Genomic DNA, 16,731 nt, shown 5'->3' with positions numbered 1-16,731 from the left:
GTCCCGCAAGCACTCTGGAGGCTCGGCAAACATCATGACGACCTTGATCATCAATGGCGAGAGCCGAACCGTCGAGGCGAGCCCGGACACGCCGCTGCTCTACGTTCTCAGGGACACGCTCGGCTTGAACGCTGCGAAATACGGCTGCGGGCTCGGCCAGTGCGGCGCTTGTACCGTCATCGTCGACGGCAAGGCCGTCTTCTCCTGCGTTACGCCGGTGATGGTGCTGGAGGGACGTGCCGTCACCACGCTGGAAGGGCTTGGAAGCCAGGATGCGCCTGGGCCGATGCAGCGCGCGTTCATCGCGGAGCAGGCCGCGCAATGCGGCTATTGCATTCCCGGCATGATGATGCGGGCGCAAGCTTTGCTGTCTCGCGATCCGCACGCCTCCGACGAGATGATCAGGGCAGAGCTGCAGCCTCACCTGTGCCGGTGCGGCACGCATATGCGGATCCTGCGCGCGATCCGGCGCGCGGCGAACGAGATGCGGCCGAAGGCCGTAGAGGCGGGGACAGGCCGATGACGCAAGCCCTTTCCCGGCGCAGCGTCCTGGCCGGCGCTGGCGCGCTCATCGTCGCCTTCCGCCTGTCGGGCGCGCGCGCACAAACCGAAACCGGCACCGGCGGTGGTCCGTCGAAACACGGCCTGCCGGGCAGCCTCGACGGCACGCCGCGGATCGACGCCTGGATTCGCATCGATGCGTCAGGCGCAGCCTCGATCCTCACGGGAAAGGCCGAGCTTGGGCAGGGCCTCAAGACAGCGCTGCTTCAGGTCGCCGCGGAGGAGCTCAAATTGCCGCTCGGCCGGGTGTCGTTGATCACGGCCGACACGGCGCGGACGCCCAATGAGGGCTATACGGCCGCCAGCCACTCGATGCAGGATTCCGGCACCGCGATCAGGCATGCCGCAGCGCAGGCGCGCGAGCTGCTCCGCGACGAAGCGGCGCGCAGGCTCGGCGTGCCCGTCACCACGCTGCACGTGCGCGACGGCGAGGTGTTCGGCGCCGGCGGCACGCGCCTGTCTTACGGTGACCTCGTCCGCGATCAGCTGCTGTCGGTCGACGCCACGCAGGACTCGCATCTGACCTCGCCTGCGGACTTCACCGTGATGAGCCGGCCCGTGCCGCGGGTCGACATTCCGGCCAAGGTGACGGGCGGGGTAGCTTACGTCCAGGATATGCGCCCTGACGGGATGCTGCACGGCCGCGTCGTTCGCGCGCCGAGTTACGGTGCCACCTTGCTGGACTGCGACATGTCGCGTGTCGAGCAGATGAGCGGGGTCGTCAAGGTTGTCCGGGACGGCAGTTTCCTTGGCGTCATTGCAGAGCGCGAGTGGACCGCGGTGCAGGCCATGCGAATGCTTGCGGCCTCGACGACGTGGATCGAACGGCAGGACCTGCCGGACCAGGCGGACTTGCCGGCCGTGCTGATGAAACTGCCATCGCGCGATACGACCATTCACGACAGCGGACATTCCGGCGGCCCTGGGCTGGTGGTCGAGGGTACTTTCAGCAGGCCTTATCTCTCGCACGGGTCGATCGGGCCGGCATGCGCGCTCGCGCAACTGGAGGATGGACAGCTCACGGTCTGGACCCACACGCAAGGTGTGTTCTTCCTGCGCGATGCGATCGCCGGCATGCTGCGGATGCCCGCCGGGAACGTACGCTGCATCCACGCCGAGGGGGCCGGCTGCTATGGCCACAACGGCGCCGATGATGCCGCTGCCGACGCGGCGATGCTCGCCCTCGCAGTGCCCGGGCGGCCGGTCAGGGTCCAGCTGATGCGCGAGCAGGAGCATGCATGGGATCCGTTCGGCCCCGGCATGGTGGTCAAGCTGAAAGCGACGGTCGGAAGCGATGGGGCCATCGCCGATTGGCACCATGAGGTCTGGAGCCCGTCGCACATGATGCGGGCCGGTCCGCCGGGGACCCTGATCGCCGCCAGGCTGAAGTCGGATGCCTCTCCGCCCGCGCCGCCTGTCGCCCTTGCACAGCCTGAGGGAGGGGGCGATCGGAACGCGATCCCGCTCTACGCGATCGCGAACTGCAAGGTGATCAGTCACTTTTTGCCGGACATGCCCTTGCGCGGCTCGTCCATGCGCTCCCTGGGCGGCTATCTCAACGTCCTCTCGATCGAGAGCGTCCTCGACGAACTGGCGGTCCGTTCGGGACAGGATCCGGTGGCGTTCCGGCTGCGGCACATCGAAGATCCGCGCGCCCGCGACGTCATCGAGACGGCGGCGTCGCGGTTCGGCTGGGGCGCACGGGTCAAGTCCTCGGAGAGCACCGGTTTCGGGTTCGGCTTCGCGCGCTACAAGAATCTCGAAGCCTGGTGCGCGGTGGCGGTCGAGATCGAAGTCCCCCGGTTGAGCGGCGTGGTTCGCATCCGTCGCGTCGTGGCGGCGGTGGACACAGGGCAGGTCGTGAACCCGGACGGGGTCCGCAACCAGATCGAAGGCGGCGTCCTGCAGGCCGCGAGCTGGACGCTGTTCGAGCGGGTGACGTTCGATCGCACGCGCGTGACGTCGGTGGACTGGTCGGCCTATCCGATCATGCGCTTCGACAGCGTTCCCGGGGCGGTCGAGGTTCACCTGGTCGATCGGCCGGGCGACGCCTTCTATGGCGTCGCCGAAGCGGCGCAAGGACCAACCGGAGCCGCACTTGCCAACGCCATCAGGGATGCGACGGGCATTCGCCTGCACCAGCTTCCGTTGACGCCGGAGCGCATCAGGACGGCGATGGCGCGGTGATCGGCCCGCGACGGGCGGCAGGCACGCTGTCGTGTGAAGGCTGCGCGCTTACACCGTTTCCTTGGCCGGCAGAACCGTGTGGATGCCGCTGAGGAACGTCGCGACCTTCGCGTCGATGATCGAGTTGACGTCCGTTTCGAGCGGCATCGAATAGATGAACTTGCGCACCCCGAGATAGAATATCGCGGCATGGAGGCCCCAGACCATCTCGATTTCGAGAACGGTGATCGGGAGGTCGCGGATCGACGGGCGCCCGTACTCCAGCCTGATCTCCTCGACCAGCTTCTCGAACGCGCGTTCGCGCAGCATCTTGAGATAGCGCGCGTTCAATCCGAGGTTCTTCAGGCCCGCGAACATGAAAAGCCGGATCCATTCGTAGGTGAGAATGACCTCGGCATACTCGCGGTAGAACTGGATCAGCCGCGCCTCGAGGGGAACCGAGCGATCGGTGATGATCTTCTCCCATGACGGGCGCCACCGCCCGACGAAGACCTCCTGGTAGACCCGCTCGATGAGCGCGTCCTTGCTCGGGAAGTAGCGATAGAGCAGGGGTTGGGTGATCTGCAGCCGTTTGGCGAGCTCGCGGGTTTGTCCCTCGAAGCCGTGCTCGGCGAAGAATGAAACCGCCTCGCGCGCGATGATGCCTTCCCGTTCGACCGGGTCCAGCCTCTGCTGCTCTCGGATCGGCATTTTGGGACGCGGGCTGTTGGGCTTCTTCACACTGGATACGTGAGTTCGAGGGCTGGTCTACCGCTTCATACACTGATTTGCCGCCTTGGCCGACCCCGCGGCGGCTCGTCACTCTTTGTTGATCAATCGATAAATAATAATTGACGACGGTTGGCGCTGCATGCATAAATAATCAATCGATAAATAATAGACAACCGATCCAACCGCGCCGAAGGGAGGCTGCTCGATGACCAAGGATCGCTGGATGCAGGGAACACAGCCGAAAGCCGTCGTGATCGGCGGGTCCATGGCCGGACTGTTCGCGGCATTGCTGCTGCGCCGCGAGGGCTGGAGGGTCGATGTCTACGAGCGCATCGGCGCCGAACTGGCGGGCCGGGGTGCGGGCATCGTCACGCATCGCGAACTGTTCGAGGTTTTGGCGCGGGCCGGCATCGACACCGAGGCCGCCGCTGTCGGGGTCGCCGTGCCGGGGCGGCGGGTGATCGATCGCGCCGGCCGCATCGCGGGCGAGCGCACGTTGCATCAGGTCCTCACGTCCTGGGGGCATCTCTACGGTCTGCTGAAAGCAGCCTTTCCGACGGAAAACTACCACCACGGCAAGACCCTCGTGGAAGTCACGGAGGCCGCCGACCGCGTGACGGCGCGCTTCTCCGACGGCTCCGCAGCCTCGGGAGATCTTCTGATCGGCGCGGACGGTCTTTTCTCGTCTGTCCGGTCCCAACTCGCGGCGAACGTCCGGCCTGGATATGCCGGCTACGTCGCGTGGCGCGGCCTCGTCGACGAACGGGACCTGTCGCCACGGACACGCGCGGAATTGTGCGACTGGTTCGCCTTCAGCCTTCCCCCCGGGGAGCAGATGCTCGGCTATCCCGTCGCGGGGGCCAACGAGGAGATGCGCGTCGGAGCGCGGCGCTTCAATTTCGTCTGGTACCGTCCGGCGGATGCCGATCATGGGCTGGCCGATCTGCTGACGGACATCGATGGCGTCCGGCAAGAACTGTCCATTCCGCCGACCCGGATTCGTCCGGACGTCATCGCCGCGATGCGGCGAGACGCCGAGCGATTGCTGGCGCCGCAGTTCGCCGAAGTGGTCCGCGTGACTGCGCAGCCTTTCATCCAGTCCATCCTGGACCTTGAGACGCCGCGCATGGTCCTGGGGCGGCGAACGGTGATCCTGGGCGATGCCGCCTTCGTGGCAAGGCCCCATGTCGGCATGGGCGTGACGAAAGCAGCCGGCGACGCGGCCGCGCTGATCGATGCGCTGCGGGCTCGTCCTGCCGATCTCTCCGCTGCGCTCGGAAAATTCGAAGCGACCAGACTTGCGTTCGGCGCGGCGGTCGTACGACGGGCGCGCGATCTCGGCGCCTACATGCAGGCGCAGATCGCGACCGCCGAGCAACGCGCGATGGCGGAGCTTCACCGCAGCCCCGAAGCCGTGATGGCGGAAACCGCCGTTGCAACCGGGATCGCTGCGTGAGCGGAGTTCAAGGACATTCAAGAAGGGAGGACGACCAGCCAATGGACCTGCAAGCCATTCAAGACAACTCTGCATTCAGGCAGCTTGCGAGCGAACGCGCCCGTCTCGGTGTCGGCATGTCGATCGTCATGGCGACGGCATACTTCGCCTACATCCTGACCATCGCATTCTCGCCTCACGTGCTCGGGTATCCGCTGTGGAGCGGCACCGTGATCACCTGGGGCATCGTGGTCGGCGTCGGCCTCATCGCGCTCGGGTTCCTGCTGACGGCGCTCTATGTCCGCCGGTCCAATTCTCGGTTTGATCGGCTCAATCAACTCTTGCTGGAGGACTATCGATGATTCCGCGTTCGGCCTGTATTGTCGCCCTCGCAACCGCGCTGATCTCCGTTGCCTGGCCGGCGGCCGCCGATGCGCTCACCGGCGCGATCGGCACGCGGCAATCGCTCAATGCGACGGCGATCGCCATGTTCCTCGGGTTCGTCGCCGTCAGCCTCGCCATCACCTGGTGGGCGGCGGGACGCGGCACCAAGACGGCGAAGGATTTCTATGCCGCCGGCGGCGGCCTCAAGGGCGTCCAGAATGGACTTGCGATCGCGGGCGACTACACCTCGGCTGCGACGTTCCTGGGCGTCACGGCGCTTGTCTATACGTCCGGCTATGACGGCATGATCTATGCGATCGGATTTCTCGTCGGCTTCCCGATGATCCTGTTCCTGATCGCGGAGCCGCTCCGTAACCTCGGCCGTTACACGTTCGCCGATGTCGCGGCGTATCGCCTTTCCGAACTGCCGGTGAGGGCGGTTGCTGGCGTCAACACTCTCGTCATCGTGGTGTTCTACCTGATCGCGCAATTGGTCGGTGCCGGAAAGCTCATCCAGCTTCTGTTCGGGCTTCCCTATCTCTATGCGGTCGGCATCGTCGGTGGCCTGATGATGGTCTATGTCACGGTCGGAGGCATGCTCGCGACCACCTGGGTGCAGATCATCAAGGCGGTCCTGCTGATGTCGGGCTCGGTGCTGATGTCGCTTCTGATTCTCGGCCACTTCGGCTTCAGTCTCGAGGCGCTCTTTCGCGAAGCCATTGCCCTGCATCCCAAGGGCGATGCGATCATGGCGCCCGGTGGTCTCGTCAAGGATCCGGTATCGGCGATCTCCCTCGGGCTCGCCCTGATCTTCGGCACGGCGGGCCTGCCGCACATCCTGATGCGCTTCTTCACCGTGAGCGACGCGCGCGAGGCGCGCACGTCCGTGCTGGTCGCGACCGGGTTCATCTCGGTGTTCTACAGCCTGCTGTTCGTCCTCGGCTTCGGCGCCATCGCGATCGTGTCGGCCAATCCGCAGTTTCGTGATGCGTCGGGCGGACTGCTCGGGGGCGTGAACATGGTTGCCCTGCACCTGGCGGACGCGGTCGGCGGCTCGCTGCTGCTCGGCTTCATCTCCGCGGTTGCGTTCGCGACCATCCTTGCCGTGGTGTCCGGGCTGACGCTCGCGGGCGCTTCGGCGGCGAGCCACGATCTCTACGCGCGCGTCATCCGCAAGGGCCGGGCAGGTGAACGGGAAGAGGTGCTGGTCTCCAAGGCGGCCGCCGTCGCGATCAGCCTGCTGTCGATGGGGCTGGCTGTGCTGTTCGAGAACCAGAACATCGCATTCATGGTCGGGCTGGTGTTCGCGATCGCCGCGAGCGCGAATTTCCCGGTCATCCTTCTCTCGATCACGTGGCCCGATCTCACGACGCGAGGGGCGGTGAGTGGATCGCTGGTCGGCCTGCTGGCTTCGGTCGGACTGGTGGCCCTCAGCCCAGGCGTGTGGACCGCGGTGTTCAAGTTCGGCCCAGCGCCGTTCCCCTACGACAATCCTGCGCTGGTCTCGGTGCCGCTGGCCTTCGCCGTGTCATGGGCGGTGTCGGTGCTGGACCGCAGCGCGGCGGCGGCTTCGGTCCGGGCATCCTTTGGCGCGCAGCACGTTCGCGCCCAGACCGGCCTGGCCGCTGAATGACGGCTTTCGGAAGAACCCGATCGATCGACAGGGAGAAGCGACGATGAACGCCGACACGATGAACAACGGCAGGGCTGTCTGGCCCGACGCCATTCGCGAGGACTTCGATGCCAATCAGTGCAGCGGCCGGGTTGGCACCCGGCTGTTGTCCGAAACGGATCGCGTCCGGGTCTGGGAGATCCGGCTGGCTCCCGGCGAGCGCATCGGATTCCATCGCCATGTGCTGGACTATTTTTGGACCGCAATCACACCAGGGCGGGCGCAGTCGCATGCGGAGGACGGGACGATCGTCGAGGCCATCTATTCGGCTGGCGAGACCCGGCACTTCGTCTACGGCAAGGGCGCGTACAAGATTCACGATCTCAAGAACGTCGGCGATGCCGATTTGTGGTTCACTACGGTGGAGTTTATCGAGAGCGCCAATGCTCCTCTGGAGCTCAGCCATGAGGACGCTCAAGCGGTCTGAGGCGACTAAAGAAAAGCAGCGCGAGGGCAATGACCACGGTTCAGTATATGCGACTGGGGAGGGCGGATTGATCGTCGTCATGCCAGTCCGCAAGCTGCGATCATTGCCCCGCAGGCCTGCTTTCAGCATCGAAGGCTTGCGGGATATCGTCGGTTTTAGCGAGCTGGACCCGCCGCGCCAGCGCATGGCCTGCGGCCTTGGCGAACCCATCGCAGGGGGGGAGGACGGGTATCAACTAGGCTCACTCACTCGACTGGTCGCGAGTCTCGACGATTATCAATCGCTTGCAAAAGATCGCTGTTTTGGCTCGCCCATTCGCATAGCCATGCTATTGGTTCACGTAGGCGGCGACCATCGCTCGTCAGCCGATACTCGGTCTTCGGGGGGACCTGATGATAGACTGTGCGTTCGAGCAGCCCATCACGTTCCATGCCGCGAAGCGTTTGTATCAGCATCTTCTTCGAAATGTCCGGTATCTGTCGTTGGAGCTCGTTGAACCGACGAACTTCACTCGTGGATAGATAATAAAGTACGATGGTGAACCATTTGTCGCCTACAAGTGACAAAATTCGTCGCGCTGGGAATTGAGTGTCCAGGGCCTCGGGCAGTGCGCCGTTGGCTATGGTGCTGTCTTCCAAGCCTTGGGGAGACTTGATTTCGGGCGAAGGCGTTTTCCGGCTCACGCCGTCTCCTCCAGATACCGATGCACAAAGGCGACGGCCATTGCCCCCTCACCAGCGGCTGTCGCGACACGCTTAATCGAACGATGTCGGACGTCTCCTGCGGCGAAAGAGCCTGGAACCGATGTTTCCAGGTAGTATGGCGCGCGCTTAAGCGGCCAACACTGAGGCGCGCGACCGTCTTTCAGCAGATCTGGCCCGGTGATTAAGTATCCTCCAGGGTCTCTAATGATGGCGGTATCAATGGCCCAATCCGTATTGGGAGCTCCACCAATCGCCACAAAAAGGCGCGGCGTGGCGGACCATTCGGAAACCTTGGCGCTACGAGAGGTCACCTCAATTCGCTCGAGAGCATCTTTCCCTTCAAGACCAGTAACCTCGACATCGTAGCGCACTTGAACATTGGGTTGCGCCAGAATTCGCTCCGACAAATATTGAGACATCGACGCAGAAAGCGCCTTGTCGCGCACAAGCATTGTAACACTTCGGGCATGAGCGGCCAGATGCATCACAGCTTGTCCCGCTGAGTTGCCGCCACCAATAACAAATACGTCTTCGCCGGCGCAGAACGGCGCCTCACTTGCTCCCGCTCCGTAGTAGATGCCGCGGCCGAGAAGGCGGTCTTCATTTGGGAGGTTCAACAGGCGCCATTCGACGCCAGTGGCACAGATGTTTGCGCGCGCAACCATCTTCCCGCCATCTGCCAGGTCGGTCCAGATACGGTTGTCATGAAACTCCGACTTTACCCCCTCCTGCATCATCAGTAGTTCAACGCCGAACTTGACGGCTTGCTGACGTGCCCGTTCAGCTAGGCTCGCGCCATTGATGCCTTGCGGAAATCCCAAGTAGTTCTCGATCATCGACGTGGTGCCAGCCTGTCCGCCAACGGCACTGCGCTCGATCAGGACGGTGCGCAGACCCTCCGACGCGGCGTACACCGCGGCAGACAGGCCGGCTGGTCCTGCCCCGTAAATCGACAGGTCGTACTCCCGCAGCTTTGGCTTCGTGACGAAACCAAGCCGCGCCGCGATCTCGCGTAAAGAGGGACCGAACAATCGCTCGCCGCGTGGCAGTTCGACCACAGGCAAGCGCACGTTCGCGAGGGTCGGGAGTCCGAGTGCGGCTTGGCAGTCTTCGTCGCTGGCAAGTTCGATCCACTGAAACTCGACGACACTCCGTTTGAGAAAATCGCGAATCTTCCACGCTTCGGCAGAGTCTCGATGCCCCAAGAGCCGTACGATCTGCACTTGAGGACCGTTGGATTCGCCTGTCATGTCGTCCCCCTTCAGGGTTAGCGTTCTATGCCGCCCATCGATTGCCGAGAGCTATACCGTATTCAACCATTTCACGACCGTATTCGAGCTGCATCTCCTCGAAGCTGCCGAGTCCGGCATCGACGTTCTGGCGAGCACGCTTCAAGGCCATTGCGAGTACTGACGCATCCCGAGCTGCTTTTGCTGCCGCCCCAGCCGTATGAGGGCGTGCGACGAACGCCGCATCACCAAGGAGACAAGTGCGCCCTAAGACCATGCGCGGGACTGCCATGTCAACGATCGTTTGTAAGAACGGCTCAGGTGTGGCGGCCACCAGCTTTGCCAGCATTGGGTGCACTTCTCGATGTGCGAGCTCCACGAGCAAACGGATCGCGGACGGCGACGCTTCCCCTGGGCCGAGGGACGAATGATGCGATCGGCCCTCCCGATCAATCAAAAGCCTGTCCCGTTCCGTTGTGGCAGCCTTCACGTACCAGACCCAGTTCAGCCGACGTTTGCCGGGGAGGGAACCGCGCCTTCGCCGGGAATGAGGTAGACAAGGATATGTCCGCCGGAGCGTGCCTCGGAATAGGTGAAGGCATCATCGAAATAAGCGACGAGGTCAGCCGGAGCGTCAACCTCGTCCAGGGTGCCGCGCCAGGCGACGTCGCCTGCATAATTGGACGCTACGTCGGGGAGCAATCGACGACGATTCTCCGATTGTGCACCGTCCGCGCACACCAGCACGTCAGCCGCCACACGCCCTTGACCCTCGATGGTGGCCGAAATCGACGCGCCGTCCGGGGATTGCTCAAACCCGGAGAGGACCGAGCCCATATGATAGCGGTCCACGGGCAAGGCCGCGCGAAGTGTCGTATAGATCGCCTCCCACGACGTGAATGCCCGCGGAGCACGTTGAACCCGTCCGTCTCCGCCTGCCGGATCGAGGTAGCGTCGAACGCGGCAACTCGTCGTGGGGAGCGGCGGCGCGCCGGCATTACGAAGGAGCTGCAGCAACTCACCTTGAACGACGATTCCCGCGCCGCGTGTTTCCATCGGGCCGGGATTTCGCTCGTGAACATGCACGTCGAACCCCGCCCGATGGAGCGCGACACCCGCGCTCAGGCCACCGATCGATCCACCGGCAACACGGATACGCAACGTCGCGTCACTGTCCGACATATCCCGCTGCCTCCCGAAGACGGACTTCCATCAACTCGCATCGTATGGCGCCGGAGAAAAGGGGGCGGTCATTCACCAGCACAGTCGGAACCCCCGAAACCTGGAGACGGTTCGCGCGATCCAATTCTGCCGCGACCTCGTTAAGGCCCTCATCCGAATTCAGCATCGCCGATACACCGGCCCGGTCAAGCCCGTTGGCCGCTCCAACATCGGCGAGCACATCAGCAATTCCTATGTCTCTCCCTTCGTGAAAATAGGCTGAGAACACACCCTCAACCACGGCGTTTTGATCGCCTTCCTGCCCGGCGAGCCAGATCAGGCGATGTGCGTCGAGCGTGTTGGGCGTTCGCTGGATGAGCTGGTGGCGGAATTCCAGTCCATCCTCCTTCGCCACGGACGCGACTTGGGCATCCAGCGCCTGCGAGTGCTCCCACGAACCGAACTTGCGCGAGCGATAGGCCCGCCTGTCGAGGCCCGCCTTGGGCATCTCTGGATTGAGCTCGAATGGCCGCCAGGCAATCGTGGCCGTTACGGCCGGCTTTAGCGCTGCTAGTGCCCGCTCTATCCGGCGCTTGGCCACCCAACACCACGGGCAGATCGCGTCTGATATAATTTGGATCTTCAACTCGGTGATCGCTGCACTCGTGCTGACAGGCTTTATGCGGCTTTCGGCAATTTCGCATCCTTCCGCACCGCACGCCGTACCTTCGACGAATTTGGACACCGCACGTTCCTTTCCTAAGCCTCGCGTTAGAACACAAGATCGGGTGCGGTCTCCCGAGAACAAGTAGGCACCTTCTGGTGACCATGAAATTGGCTCGTGAGCCTCGTGATTACTGAGGCGTTCTTCATATGCGAGCGGCTATGTTCTGGCTGATTTCCGTGACCTACTGCGGGCTGCTTGACAGCGAGCGTTTGAATCTTGGTCGTCAGTGCGGTGGTCTCGGCCCAGAACTGATTGATCGTACTGGCGGCGAAGGCCGAGGTCTCCGGCCTATGGTCCATCAGCGCCGCCGTGCAACGGCCCTGAAGCTTGCTGTCTAGTGATAGACTCCGGGATCAATCTCGCTGCTCAGAACACCAACAATGTCGTGTTGCCTCTCTATGCTGGGCGGTCCTTGTTGAGCGTAGAGCAGTCGGGAAGGAACGTTGCGTTCGATTCCGGCGAGTCTGTCTTAGTCGAGCAGAGCGTCTCCTCGATCATCCGGGTGGACGTTGGGCGATGCAGCCTCATAAAGGGCGGAAGTTTGGTGGCGTAGCCCGCCGGGTCATCATGGGAATGGAGAATCGCCGCTAGAGAAGCCTGCGCGCGGCCGCAACCAGCGCTCCGCGCGGCGGCTCGGGGCCGAAACGGTTGGTCCGAGGGACGCCACTTAGGACAAGCATTTCGATGCCGCCCTAGACGTAAAACAGGTTGGCGGCGAGGAGAAACAGACCGCGGATCTCGTATACGCCGAGCCGGTTGGAGACGAGGCTGACCACCGCCGGGAGCAGCAAGAACAGCGCCATCCACCAGCCACTCCTCTCGCGGTCATGCAACCGTTTGATGGAGGCGACAAAGTAGATCCACACAAGTATCGGCGTTCCCATGAGATAAACGATGATTGCTGCCAGCTCGCCGACCGGCGCCGAGCGATAGGTTGCGAGATCGCACAAGTAACCCATGACCCGGACCCAATCGGCGGGCGATGCGGCGTGATCAAGCGCGGCGTCGAGCAGCATGAAAATCTCCTCGACGCCGAAGTGGAATGTATCGGGTAATTCCGGGAAAAGGCCCGCGGCTGACAGCCGCCTAACCGCCAGAACCAATATCCAGGCGGTGAAAGCCAACCAGCCGAGGCACGCCAGCATCACGGTCGCATACTCGGCGCGATTGATGCGGCCGCGAAAGCTGAATAGACGCCTGGTGCAGCCCATGTGGGAGCTCTATGAGCCTACGACGATAGAGGCTGAGCTCGCCGGTATCGGGGATCCCGTTCCGATAAGTCTTAGCCGGACGCCTGGCAATCTACGTTTCGCGGTTGCGTCAGCCGAGCAGCGCAGGCTCTTCTCTCTTCTCAGCACCGTTTCCTTCATCGCTTGTGGCCGCGATACTCGATCGTGATCGAGGCGCGCCGCGGTGAATTCCGCCGCGCCGACATTTCGAGCTTTTCATCGTCCCCCGGAGCGCCCATGCGCCAGTTCGCCATCCGCCGATCGTTGTCAGGCGCCTTCTCAATTCGATCGCGAGCATTCAGTGACTTCTCGATGAGACTTGGCAGCGAATCTGCCGACACGCCGGTTGCCGTCACCGAGCAAGTCACGGTCAGGCCACCGGCGGGACCATCAAAGTAGGCGGTCAGGCTGGCGATTTTCTCGCCCCGCTTCTTCAGTTCGGCCATATAGAGGATATCAATCCGGGAGGCGGTCTCCATATCAGCGGAAATCGGGCTGCCATCGCTTACGAAACCCAATCCGGACGCGATCCGTTCCATTTCGCTCGGCAACAGCGGCCGCAGCGCGCAGGTTTTGACGAAGAGATCGACCAGCGCGGGGCCGTTGTCCTCTTCTGCAGGGGCCACCCGCGTGAGCACAAGCAGTGCAAGTACCGCGAACACCAAACGAACCACGTCAAGCTCCACCTGACTGGGGCATCGCGCCGTGCGCATCTTGCCCGCTTCGAAGTAATTACGGCCGTTTCTGTACCGACGTAGGTGACGGCACACTACCCAACCGCCAATACGGCCTGGCCGAGAAGAATTTCGACGCTTAAAAACGAACGACAACACTATCTTCGGGAGCATTTTTCGGCCGACCATTCTTATCATATGAGCAACGTGAACGCACCTTAGGGAATTCGTCGGGCTATCAGCCTGTTCGCGGCACTGGCCAGGAGAGAGCGCGGTCGGCCACCCACGCATCATTGCTGGAAAGTCGGATCAGGAACAGACCCATTCCAGCAGTGAGCGCGATGCCGAATATGGTGTTTGCCGAAGCACGCCTTCTATCGCTCGAGATATGCTGCCCTTCGCCAGTCAGATTATTGAGCGCGAGGCCTCGGAGTTCGATGCCAGCACCTTCAGAGACGAATACGAGGTAGCGCGTCGAGCCGTCGTGAGACGTAAGGCTGCCGGCAGAATCGTGGAACATGTCGCCGGGGCCTCTAAACAGAATGGTGCGGACTTGATGGAGGCTTTGAGCCGAAGCTCCATTTTCCACTTTCCTCAGCGAGGTGCGGAACCATCAGCCCGCGATCGCCTTGTTGTCCGCCCATCGCGCTCAGGAGGCCTAAATGGACCGGAATATCTGGAAGGCGGCTTCGCTCACAGCGGCCGTGACGATTGCTGTTCCAATGTCGGGCTATGCTCAAGGCATCGTCGGCGGAGTTGACGAGGGCGCGCGAGAGGGCGCCCGCTCGGCTGGGCCAGTCGGAGCTGTTGTGGGAGGCGCGATCGGCGGCGTGGTGGGTGGCGTGAATGGGGTGCTGGGAATCGACCAGAGGCCGCGCTTCCGCAGCTACGTTGTCGAGCGTCGTCTGCCGTCTTATGAGTACCATGGCGATTTGAAAGTAGGTGCCGACCTTTCTGGAGATGGCATTGTCTACTACGATGTGCCCGCGGAATATGGCGCTTCCAGCTATCGCTACACCGTTGTCAATGGACGAACTGTTCTGGTGGACCCGCGCTCCCATCGGATCGTCGAGATCATCGAGTGAAAACGGCGGCAAGCCGCCATCCGCGGCAGATGCCGGCAGCGCGTTGAGCCGCTCCCTATCTCCTTGCGGCGCCCAATAGACTTTTCTCGCGGATGGCGTTGCTCGTTGCGATTGATATGCGCGAACGCCAGCCATCGCATTGAGCATTGATACGATTCGAGGAGAATCCCGCCATGGCAAAGTCACCGAAAGCTCCAAAGCGCAAAACCGCCAGTGACGATCTGAAATTGAAGCGCGGCGAGGGCGGCGAACTTCATCAAGTTGCCAGCGGGAATGTGCCGGTGCTGACAACGGCGCAGGGTGGCCCAGTTTCGGACGATCAAAACTCGCTCAAGATCGGGCCGCGCGGGCCGACGCTTCTTGAGGACTTTCATTTCCGGGAAAAGATTTTTCATTTCGATCACGAGAGGATTCCCGAACGAGTGGTACATGCTCGCGGTTACGGCGCGCATGGATTTTTCGAGAACTATAAATCATTGTCGAAATACACACGGGCCGACTTGTTCCAGCGAGCAGGGGAGAGAACGCCGGCTTTCGTGCGGTTTTCGACCGTTGCCGGGAGCAAAGGCTCGCCTGATCTCGCGCGCGACGTACGCGGGTTTGCCGTCAAGCTGTACACGCGGGAGGGCAATTGGGACATCGTTGGCAACAATATTCCCGTCTTTTTCATTCAGGACGCGATCAAGTTTCCCGACCTCATTCACGCGGCCAAGGAAGAACCGGATAGCGCTTTTCCGCAGGCGCAGACCGCGCACGACAATTTCTGGGATTTCATCAGCCTGACTCCCGAAAGCATGCACATGGTCATGTGGATCATGTCCGATCGGGCAATCCCGAGGTCGTTAAGGTTCATGGAAGGGTTCGGCGTGCACACGTTTCGTCTCGTCAACGCCAAGAATGAATCCACTTTCGTCAAATTTCACTGGAAGCCGAAGCTTGGTTTGCAGTCGGTTTTGTGGAACGAGGCTGTGAAGATCAACGGTGCCGATCCGGATTTCCATCGCCGGGATCTCTGGACTGCGATCCAGGAAGGCCACTTCCCGGAATGGGAATTGCAACTGCAGCTGTTCGATCAGAAGTTCGCCGATCGCTTCGAGTTCGACATCCTCGACCCCACAAAGCTCATCCCGGAGGAGTTACTCCCGCCTGTCCCGGTCGGTCGCCTTGTTCTGGACCGGATGCCTGACAACTTCTTTGCCGAGACGGAACAGGTTGCGTTCATGACCCAAAATGTTCCGCCCGGCATCGACTTTTCCAACGATCCCTTGCTGCAGGGGCGTAACTTCTCCTATTTGGACACCCAGTTGAAGCGGCTCGGAAGTGCGAACTTTACGCATTTGCCAATCAACGCGCCGAAATGCCCGTTCCATCATTTCCAGCAGGACGGCCATATGGCGATGCGTAATCCGGTCGGCCGGGCCAACTATCAGCCGAATTCGTTCGGCGAAGGCCCCAGAGAATCGCCTCAGCGCGGTTTCACCTCGTTCGCCGCGGTTGAAGACGGTGCCAAGAAGCGAATCCGCAGCGAGAGTTTTGCCGATCACTATAGCCAGGCAAGGCAATTCTACATTAGCCAGACACCCGGCGAGCAGCACCACATCGCGGCTGCGCTAACGTTCGAGCTCAGCAAGGTGAAAACGCCTGCAATTCGGGAACGCATGGTGTCGCACTTGCGGAACGTGGATGAGGATTTGGCGAAGTCGGTAAGCGACGCCCTCGGTCTCGCGGCATTGCCGAAATCTGCTGAGGCCGCGGTCGTCACGCGTGAAGACCTCGATCCGTCGCCGTCGCTAAGCATCGTTCGGAAGGGCCCCAACAGCTTCGAGGGGCGGAAGGTTGGCATTCTCGTCACGGATGGAGTGAATGCTGCGATCCTCAACGCGCTGAAGAGGGCGCTGACGAAAGAGGGAGCCACATTTGAGGTCATCGCTCCTAAAGTCGGTGGCGTGAAAGCCAGCGACGGAAATGTTGTCCCGGCAGATCAGATGATCGACGGTGGCCCGTCGGTCTTGTACGATGCGGTCGCTTTGCTCCCCGCGGAGGAAGCGGTGGAAGATCTTCTGATGGAGGCGACTGCAAGGGACTTCGTTGCTGACGCGTTCGCGCACTGCAAGTTCATCGGATACGCAGATCCTGTCGTGCCGTTGTTCGCAAAGGCGGGAATTCCCGAGAGCCTCGACGAAGGCTGCATCGCGCTCTCTTCAGCAAAAGACGTTGCCGGTTTCGTGGGTGTTCTCGGCCAACTCCGGTTTTGGGCGCGCGAACCCAGCGTCAAAATGAAATAAGGAATTTCCATTTACCTCGTCATTTCGGTCATGCCTTGGTCGACCAGGAAAGCGTCCTCGCCGAGCGGCGCGAGGACCGTGATCCATTGGTGCAAGCAACAGTCGGAATCGGACTAAGTCTGCGCACTCTGGCGGGTCCGATCGTTAGAGAACGGTTGCGCTTCGTTCCATCTTATTGAGACTATTCGACGAATTTGGATTTGAAGTCAGCGCTGCCCGTGAATGAAATCCCAGATGGAACTCTTGGCTCGTTGGTGGGT

At 62.0% G+C, this 16,731-nt stretch carries 17 protein-coding genes and 1 pseudogene; 8 read left to right on the top strand and 10 right to left on the bottom strand.

The features are described from left to right. Positions 1–34: 34 nt before the first annotated feature. Positions 35–523, top strand: a complete 489-nt coding sequence (locus JQ639_RS04020; protein ID WP_211969521.1) for a (2Fe-2S)-binding protein — start codon at positions 35–37, stop codon at positions 521–523. Continuing rightward, positions 520–2,748 (top strand): xanthine dehydrogenase family protein molybdopterin-binding subunit, encoded by a 2,229-nt coding sequence (locus tag JQ639_RS04015; RefSeq protein WP_211969294.1) that lies wholly within the window; start codon positions 520–522, stop codon positions 2,746–2,748. Before JQ639_RS04020 ends, JQ639_RS04015 begins: the two co-directional genes overlap by 4 nt. A 48-nt stretch (positions 2,749–2,796) precedes the next feature. Here the strand turns inward: JQ639_RS04015 and JQ639_RS04010 are convergent, their stop codons facing one another. Then, on the bottom strand, positions 2,797–3,438 hold the full coding sequence (locus JQ639_RS04010) for a TetR/AcrR family transcriptional regulator (protein WP_211969295.1): 642 nt from the start codon (positions 3,436–3,438) through the stop codon (positions 2,797–2,799). A 226-nt stretch (positions 3,439–3,664) separates the two neighbouring features. Between JQ639_RS04010 and JQ639_RS04005 the strand changes: the two genes are divergently transcribed. Genes JQ639_RS04005 through JQ639_RS03990 form a run of 4 tightly spaced genes read left to right on the top strand, consistent with a single transcriptional unit; the run spans position 3,665 to position 7,377 of the window. After that, on the top strand, positions 3,665–4,915 hold the full coding sequence (locus tag JQ639_RS04005) for an FAD binding domain-containing protein (protein ID WP_211969296.1): 1,251 nt from the start codon (positions 3,665–3,667) through the stop codon (positions 4,913–4,915). A gap of 41 nt (positions 4,916–4,956) precedes the next feature. Next, a complete protein-coding gene (locus JQ639_RS04000) occupies positions 4,957–5,256 on the top strand; it encodes a DUF485 domain-containing protein (protein ID WP_211969297.1) in 300 nt (99 codons plus the stop codon). Further along, a complete protein-coding gene (actP, locus tag JQ639_RS03995; RefSeq protein ID WP_211969298.1) occupies positions 5,253–6,911 on the top strand; it encodes a cation/acetate symporter ActP in 1,659 nt (552 codons plus the stop codon). The genes JQ639_RS04000 and actP overlap by 4 nt, the downstream gene beginning before the upstream one ends. Positions 6,912–6,954: 43 nt before the next feature. Then, complete coding sequence (locus tag JQ639_RS03990) at positions 6,955–7,377, top strand: cupin domain-containing protein (RefSeq protein WP_211969299.1); 423 nt, start codon at positions 6,955–6,957, stop codon at positions 7,375–7,377. A 245-nt stretch (positions 7,378–7,622) separates the two neighbouring features. Here JQ639_RS03990 and JQ639_RS03985 read toward each other — a convergent pair whose 3' ends face one another. From JQ639_RS03985 to JQ639_RS03950, 9 genes and pseudogenes are all read right to left on the bottom strand, one after another. Further along, on the bottom strand, positions 7,623–8,060 hold the full coding sequence (locus JQ639_RS03985; RefSeq protein WP_349644737.1) for a winged helix-turn-helix transcriptional regulator: 438 nt from the start codon (positions 8,058–8,060) through the stop codon (positions 7,623–7,625). Further along, on the bottom strand, positions 8,057–9,331 hold the full coding sequence (locus tag JQ639_RS03980; RefSeq protein ID WP_211969300.1) for an NAD(P)/FAD-dependent oxidoreductase: 1,275 nt from the start codon (positions 9,329–9,331) through the stop codon (positions 8,057–8,059). The genes JQ639_RS03985 and JQ639_RS03980 overlap by 4 nt, the downstream gene beginning before the upstream one ends. 25 nt (positions 9,332–9,356) lie before the next feature. Then, positions 9,357–9,659 carry a Rossmann-fold NAD(P)-binding domain-containing protein gene (locus JQ639_RS03975; RefSeq protein ID WP_211969301.1) on the bottom strand — a complete coding sequence of 101 codons (303 nt, stop codon included), beginning with the start codon at positions 9,657–9,659 and terminating at the stop codon, positions 9,357–9,359. A 3-nt stretch (positions 9,660–9,662) separates the two neighbouring features. After that, positions 9,663–9,800: pseudogene (locus JQ639_RS35770) on the bottom strand (hypothetical protein); the annotation flags it as partial. A gap of 14 nt (positions 9,801–9,814) precedes the next feature. After that, positions 9,815–10,492: an FAD binding domain-containing protein gene (locus tag JQ639_RS03970; RefSeq protein ID WP_211969302.1), complete on the bottom strand. Its 678-nt coding sequence runs from the start codon at positions 10,490–10,492 to the stop codon at positions 9,815–9,817. Continuing rightward, positions 10,479–11,216, bottom strand: a complete 738-nt coding sequence (locus tag JQ639_RS03965) for a DsbA family oxidoreductase (RefSeq protein WP_211969303.1) — start codon at positions 11,214–11,216, stop codon at positions 10,479–10,481. The genes JQ639_RS03970 and JQ639_RS03965 overlap by 14 nt, the downstream gene beginning before the upstream one ends. Before the next feature lie 674 nt (positions 11,217–11,890). Next, entirely contained in the window at positions 11,891–12,409 is a 519-nt protein-coding gene (locus JQ639_RS03960) for a DUF805 domain-containing protein (protein ID WP_211969304.1), read from the bottom strand. A 155-nt stretch (positions 12,410–12,564) separates the two neighbouring features. Continuing rightward, positions 12,565–13,101, bottom strand: a complete 537-nt coding sequence (locus tag JQ639_RS03955; RefSeq protein ID WP_211969305.1) for a hypothetical protein — start codon at positions 13,099–13,101, stop codon at positions 12,565–12,567. Positions 13,102–13,339: 238 nt separating this feature from the next. Continuing rightward, complete coding sequence (locus JQ639_RS03950; RefSeq protein ID WP_211969306.1) at positions 13,340–13,621, bottom strand: hypothetical protein; 282 nt, start codon at positions 13,619–13,621, stop codon at positions 13,340–13,342. 202 nt (positions 13,622–13,823) lie between these two features. On the opposite strand from JQ639_RS03950, the gene JQ639_RS03945 reads away from it, so the two are divergent. Together JQ639_RS03945 and katE are read left to right on the top strand one after the other, a co-directional pair. Beyond that, positions 13,824–14,186 (top strand): DUF1236 domain-containing protein, encoded by a 363-nt coding sequence (locus tag JQ639_RS03945; protein ID WP_249123548.1) that lies wholly within the window; start codon positions 13,824–13,826, stop codon positions 14,184–14,186. 173 nt (positions 14,187–14,359) lie between these two features. Beyond that, positions 14,360–16,471 (top strand): catalase, encoded by a 2,112-nt coding sequence (gene katE / locus JQ639_RS03940; protein ID WP_211969308.1) that lies wholly within the window; start codon positions 14,360–14,362, stop codon positions 16,469–16,471. Positions 16,472–16,731 lie beyond the last annotated feature (260 nt).

The organism is Bradyrhizobium sp. U87765 SZCCT0048, from assembly GCF_018131225.1.
Taxonomy (GTDB): domain Bacteria; phylum Pseudomonadota; class Alphaproteobacteria; order Rhizobiales; family Xanthobacteraceae; genus Bradyrhizobium_A.
Note: the sequence above shows the minus strand (reverse complement) of the source record. Positions and strands in the feature narration are given on the sequence as shown.

Excerpts from the sequence above, each read along its gene's own strand:
- JQ639_RS04020 (WP_211969521.1), top strand. The coding sequence starts at position 35 with ATGACGACCTTGATCATCAATGGCGAGAGCCGAACCGTCGAGGCGAGC.
- JQ639_RS04015 (WP_211969294.1), top strand. The coding sequence starts at position 520 with ATGACGCAAGCCCTTTCCCGGCGCAGCGTCCTGGCCGGCGCTGGCGCG.
- JQ639_RS04010 (WP_211969295.1), bottom strand. The coding sequence starts at position 3,438 with ATGCCGATCCGAGAGCAGCAGAGGCTGGACCCGGTCGAACGGGAAGGC.
- JQ639_RS04005 (WP_211969296.1), top strand. The coding sequence starts at position 3,665 with ATGACCAAGGATCGCTGGATGCAGGGAACACAGCCGAAAGCCGTCGTG.
- JQ639_RS04000 (WP_211969297.1), top strand. The coding sequence starts at position 4,957 with ATGGACCTGCAAGCCATTCAAGACAACTCTGCATTCAGGCAGCTTGCG.
- actP (WP_211969298.1), top strand. The coding sequence starts at position 5,253 with ATGATTCCGCGTTCGGCCTGTATTGTCGCCCTCGCAACCGCGCTGATC.
- JQ639_RS03990 (WP_211969299.1), top strand. The coding sequence starts at position 6,955 with ATGAACGCCGACACGATGAACAACGGCAGGGCTGTCTGGCCCGACGCC.
- JQ639_RS03980 (WP_211969300.1), bottom strand. The coding sequence starts at position 9,331 with ATGACAGGCGAATCCAACGGTCCTCAAGTGCAGATCGTACGGCTCTTG.
- JQ639_RS03975 (WP_211969301.1), bottom strand. The coding sequence starts at position 9,659 with ATGCTGGCAAAGCTGGTGGCCGCCACACCTGAGCCGTTCTTACAAACG.
- JQ639_RS03970 (WP_211969302.1), bottom strand. The coding sequence starts at position 10,492 with ATGTCGGACAGTGACGCGACGTTGCGTATCCGTGTTGCCGGTGGATCG.
- JQ639_RS03960 (WP_211969304.1), bottom strand. The coding sequence starts at position 12,409 with ATGGGCTGCACCAGGCGTCTATTCAGCTTTCGCGGCCGCATCAATCGC.
- JQ639_RS03950 (WP_211969306.1), bottom strand. The coding sequence starts at position 13,621 with ATGTTCCACGATTCTGCCGGCAGCCTTACGTCTCACGACGGCTCGACG.
- JQ639_RS03945 (WP_249123548.1), top strand. The coding sequence starts at position 13,824 with ATGTCGGGCTATGCTCAAGGCATCGTCGGCGGAGTTGACGAGGGCGCG.
- katE (WP_211969308.1), top strand. The coding sequence starts at position 14,360 with ATGGCAAAGTCACCGAAAGCTCCAAAGCGCAAAACCGCCAGTGACGAT.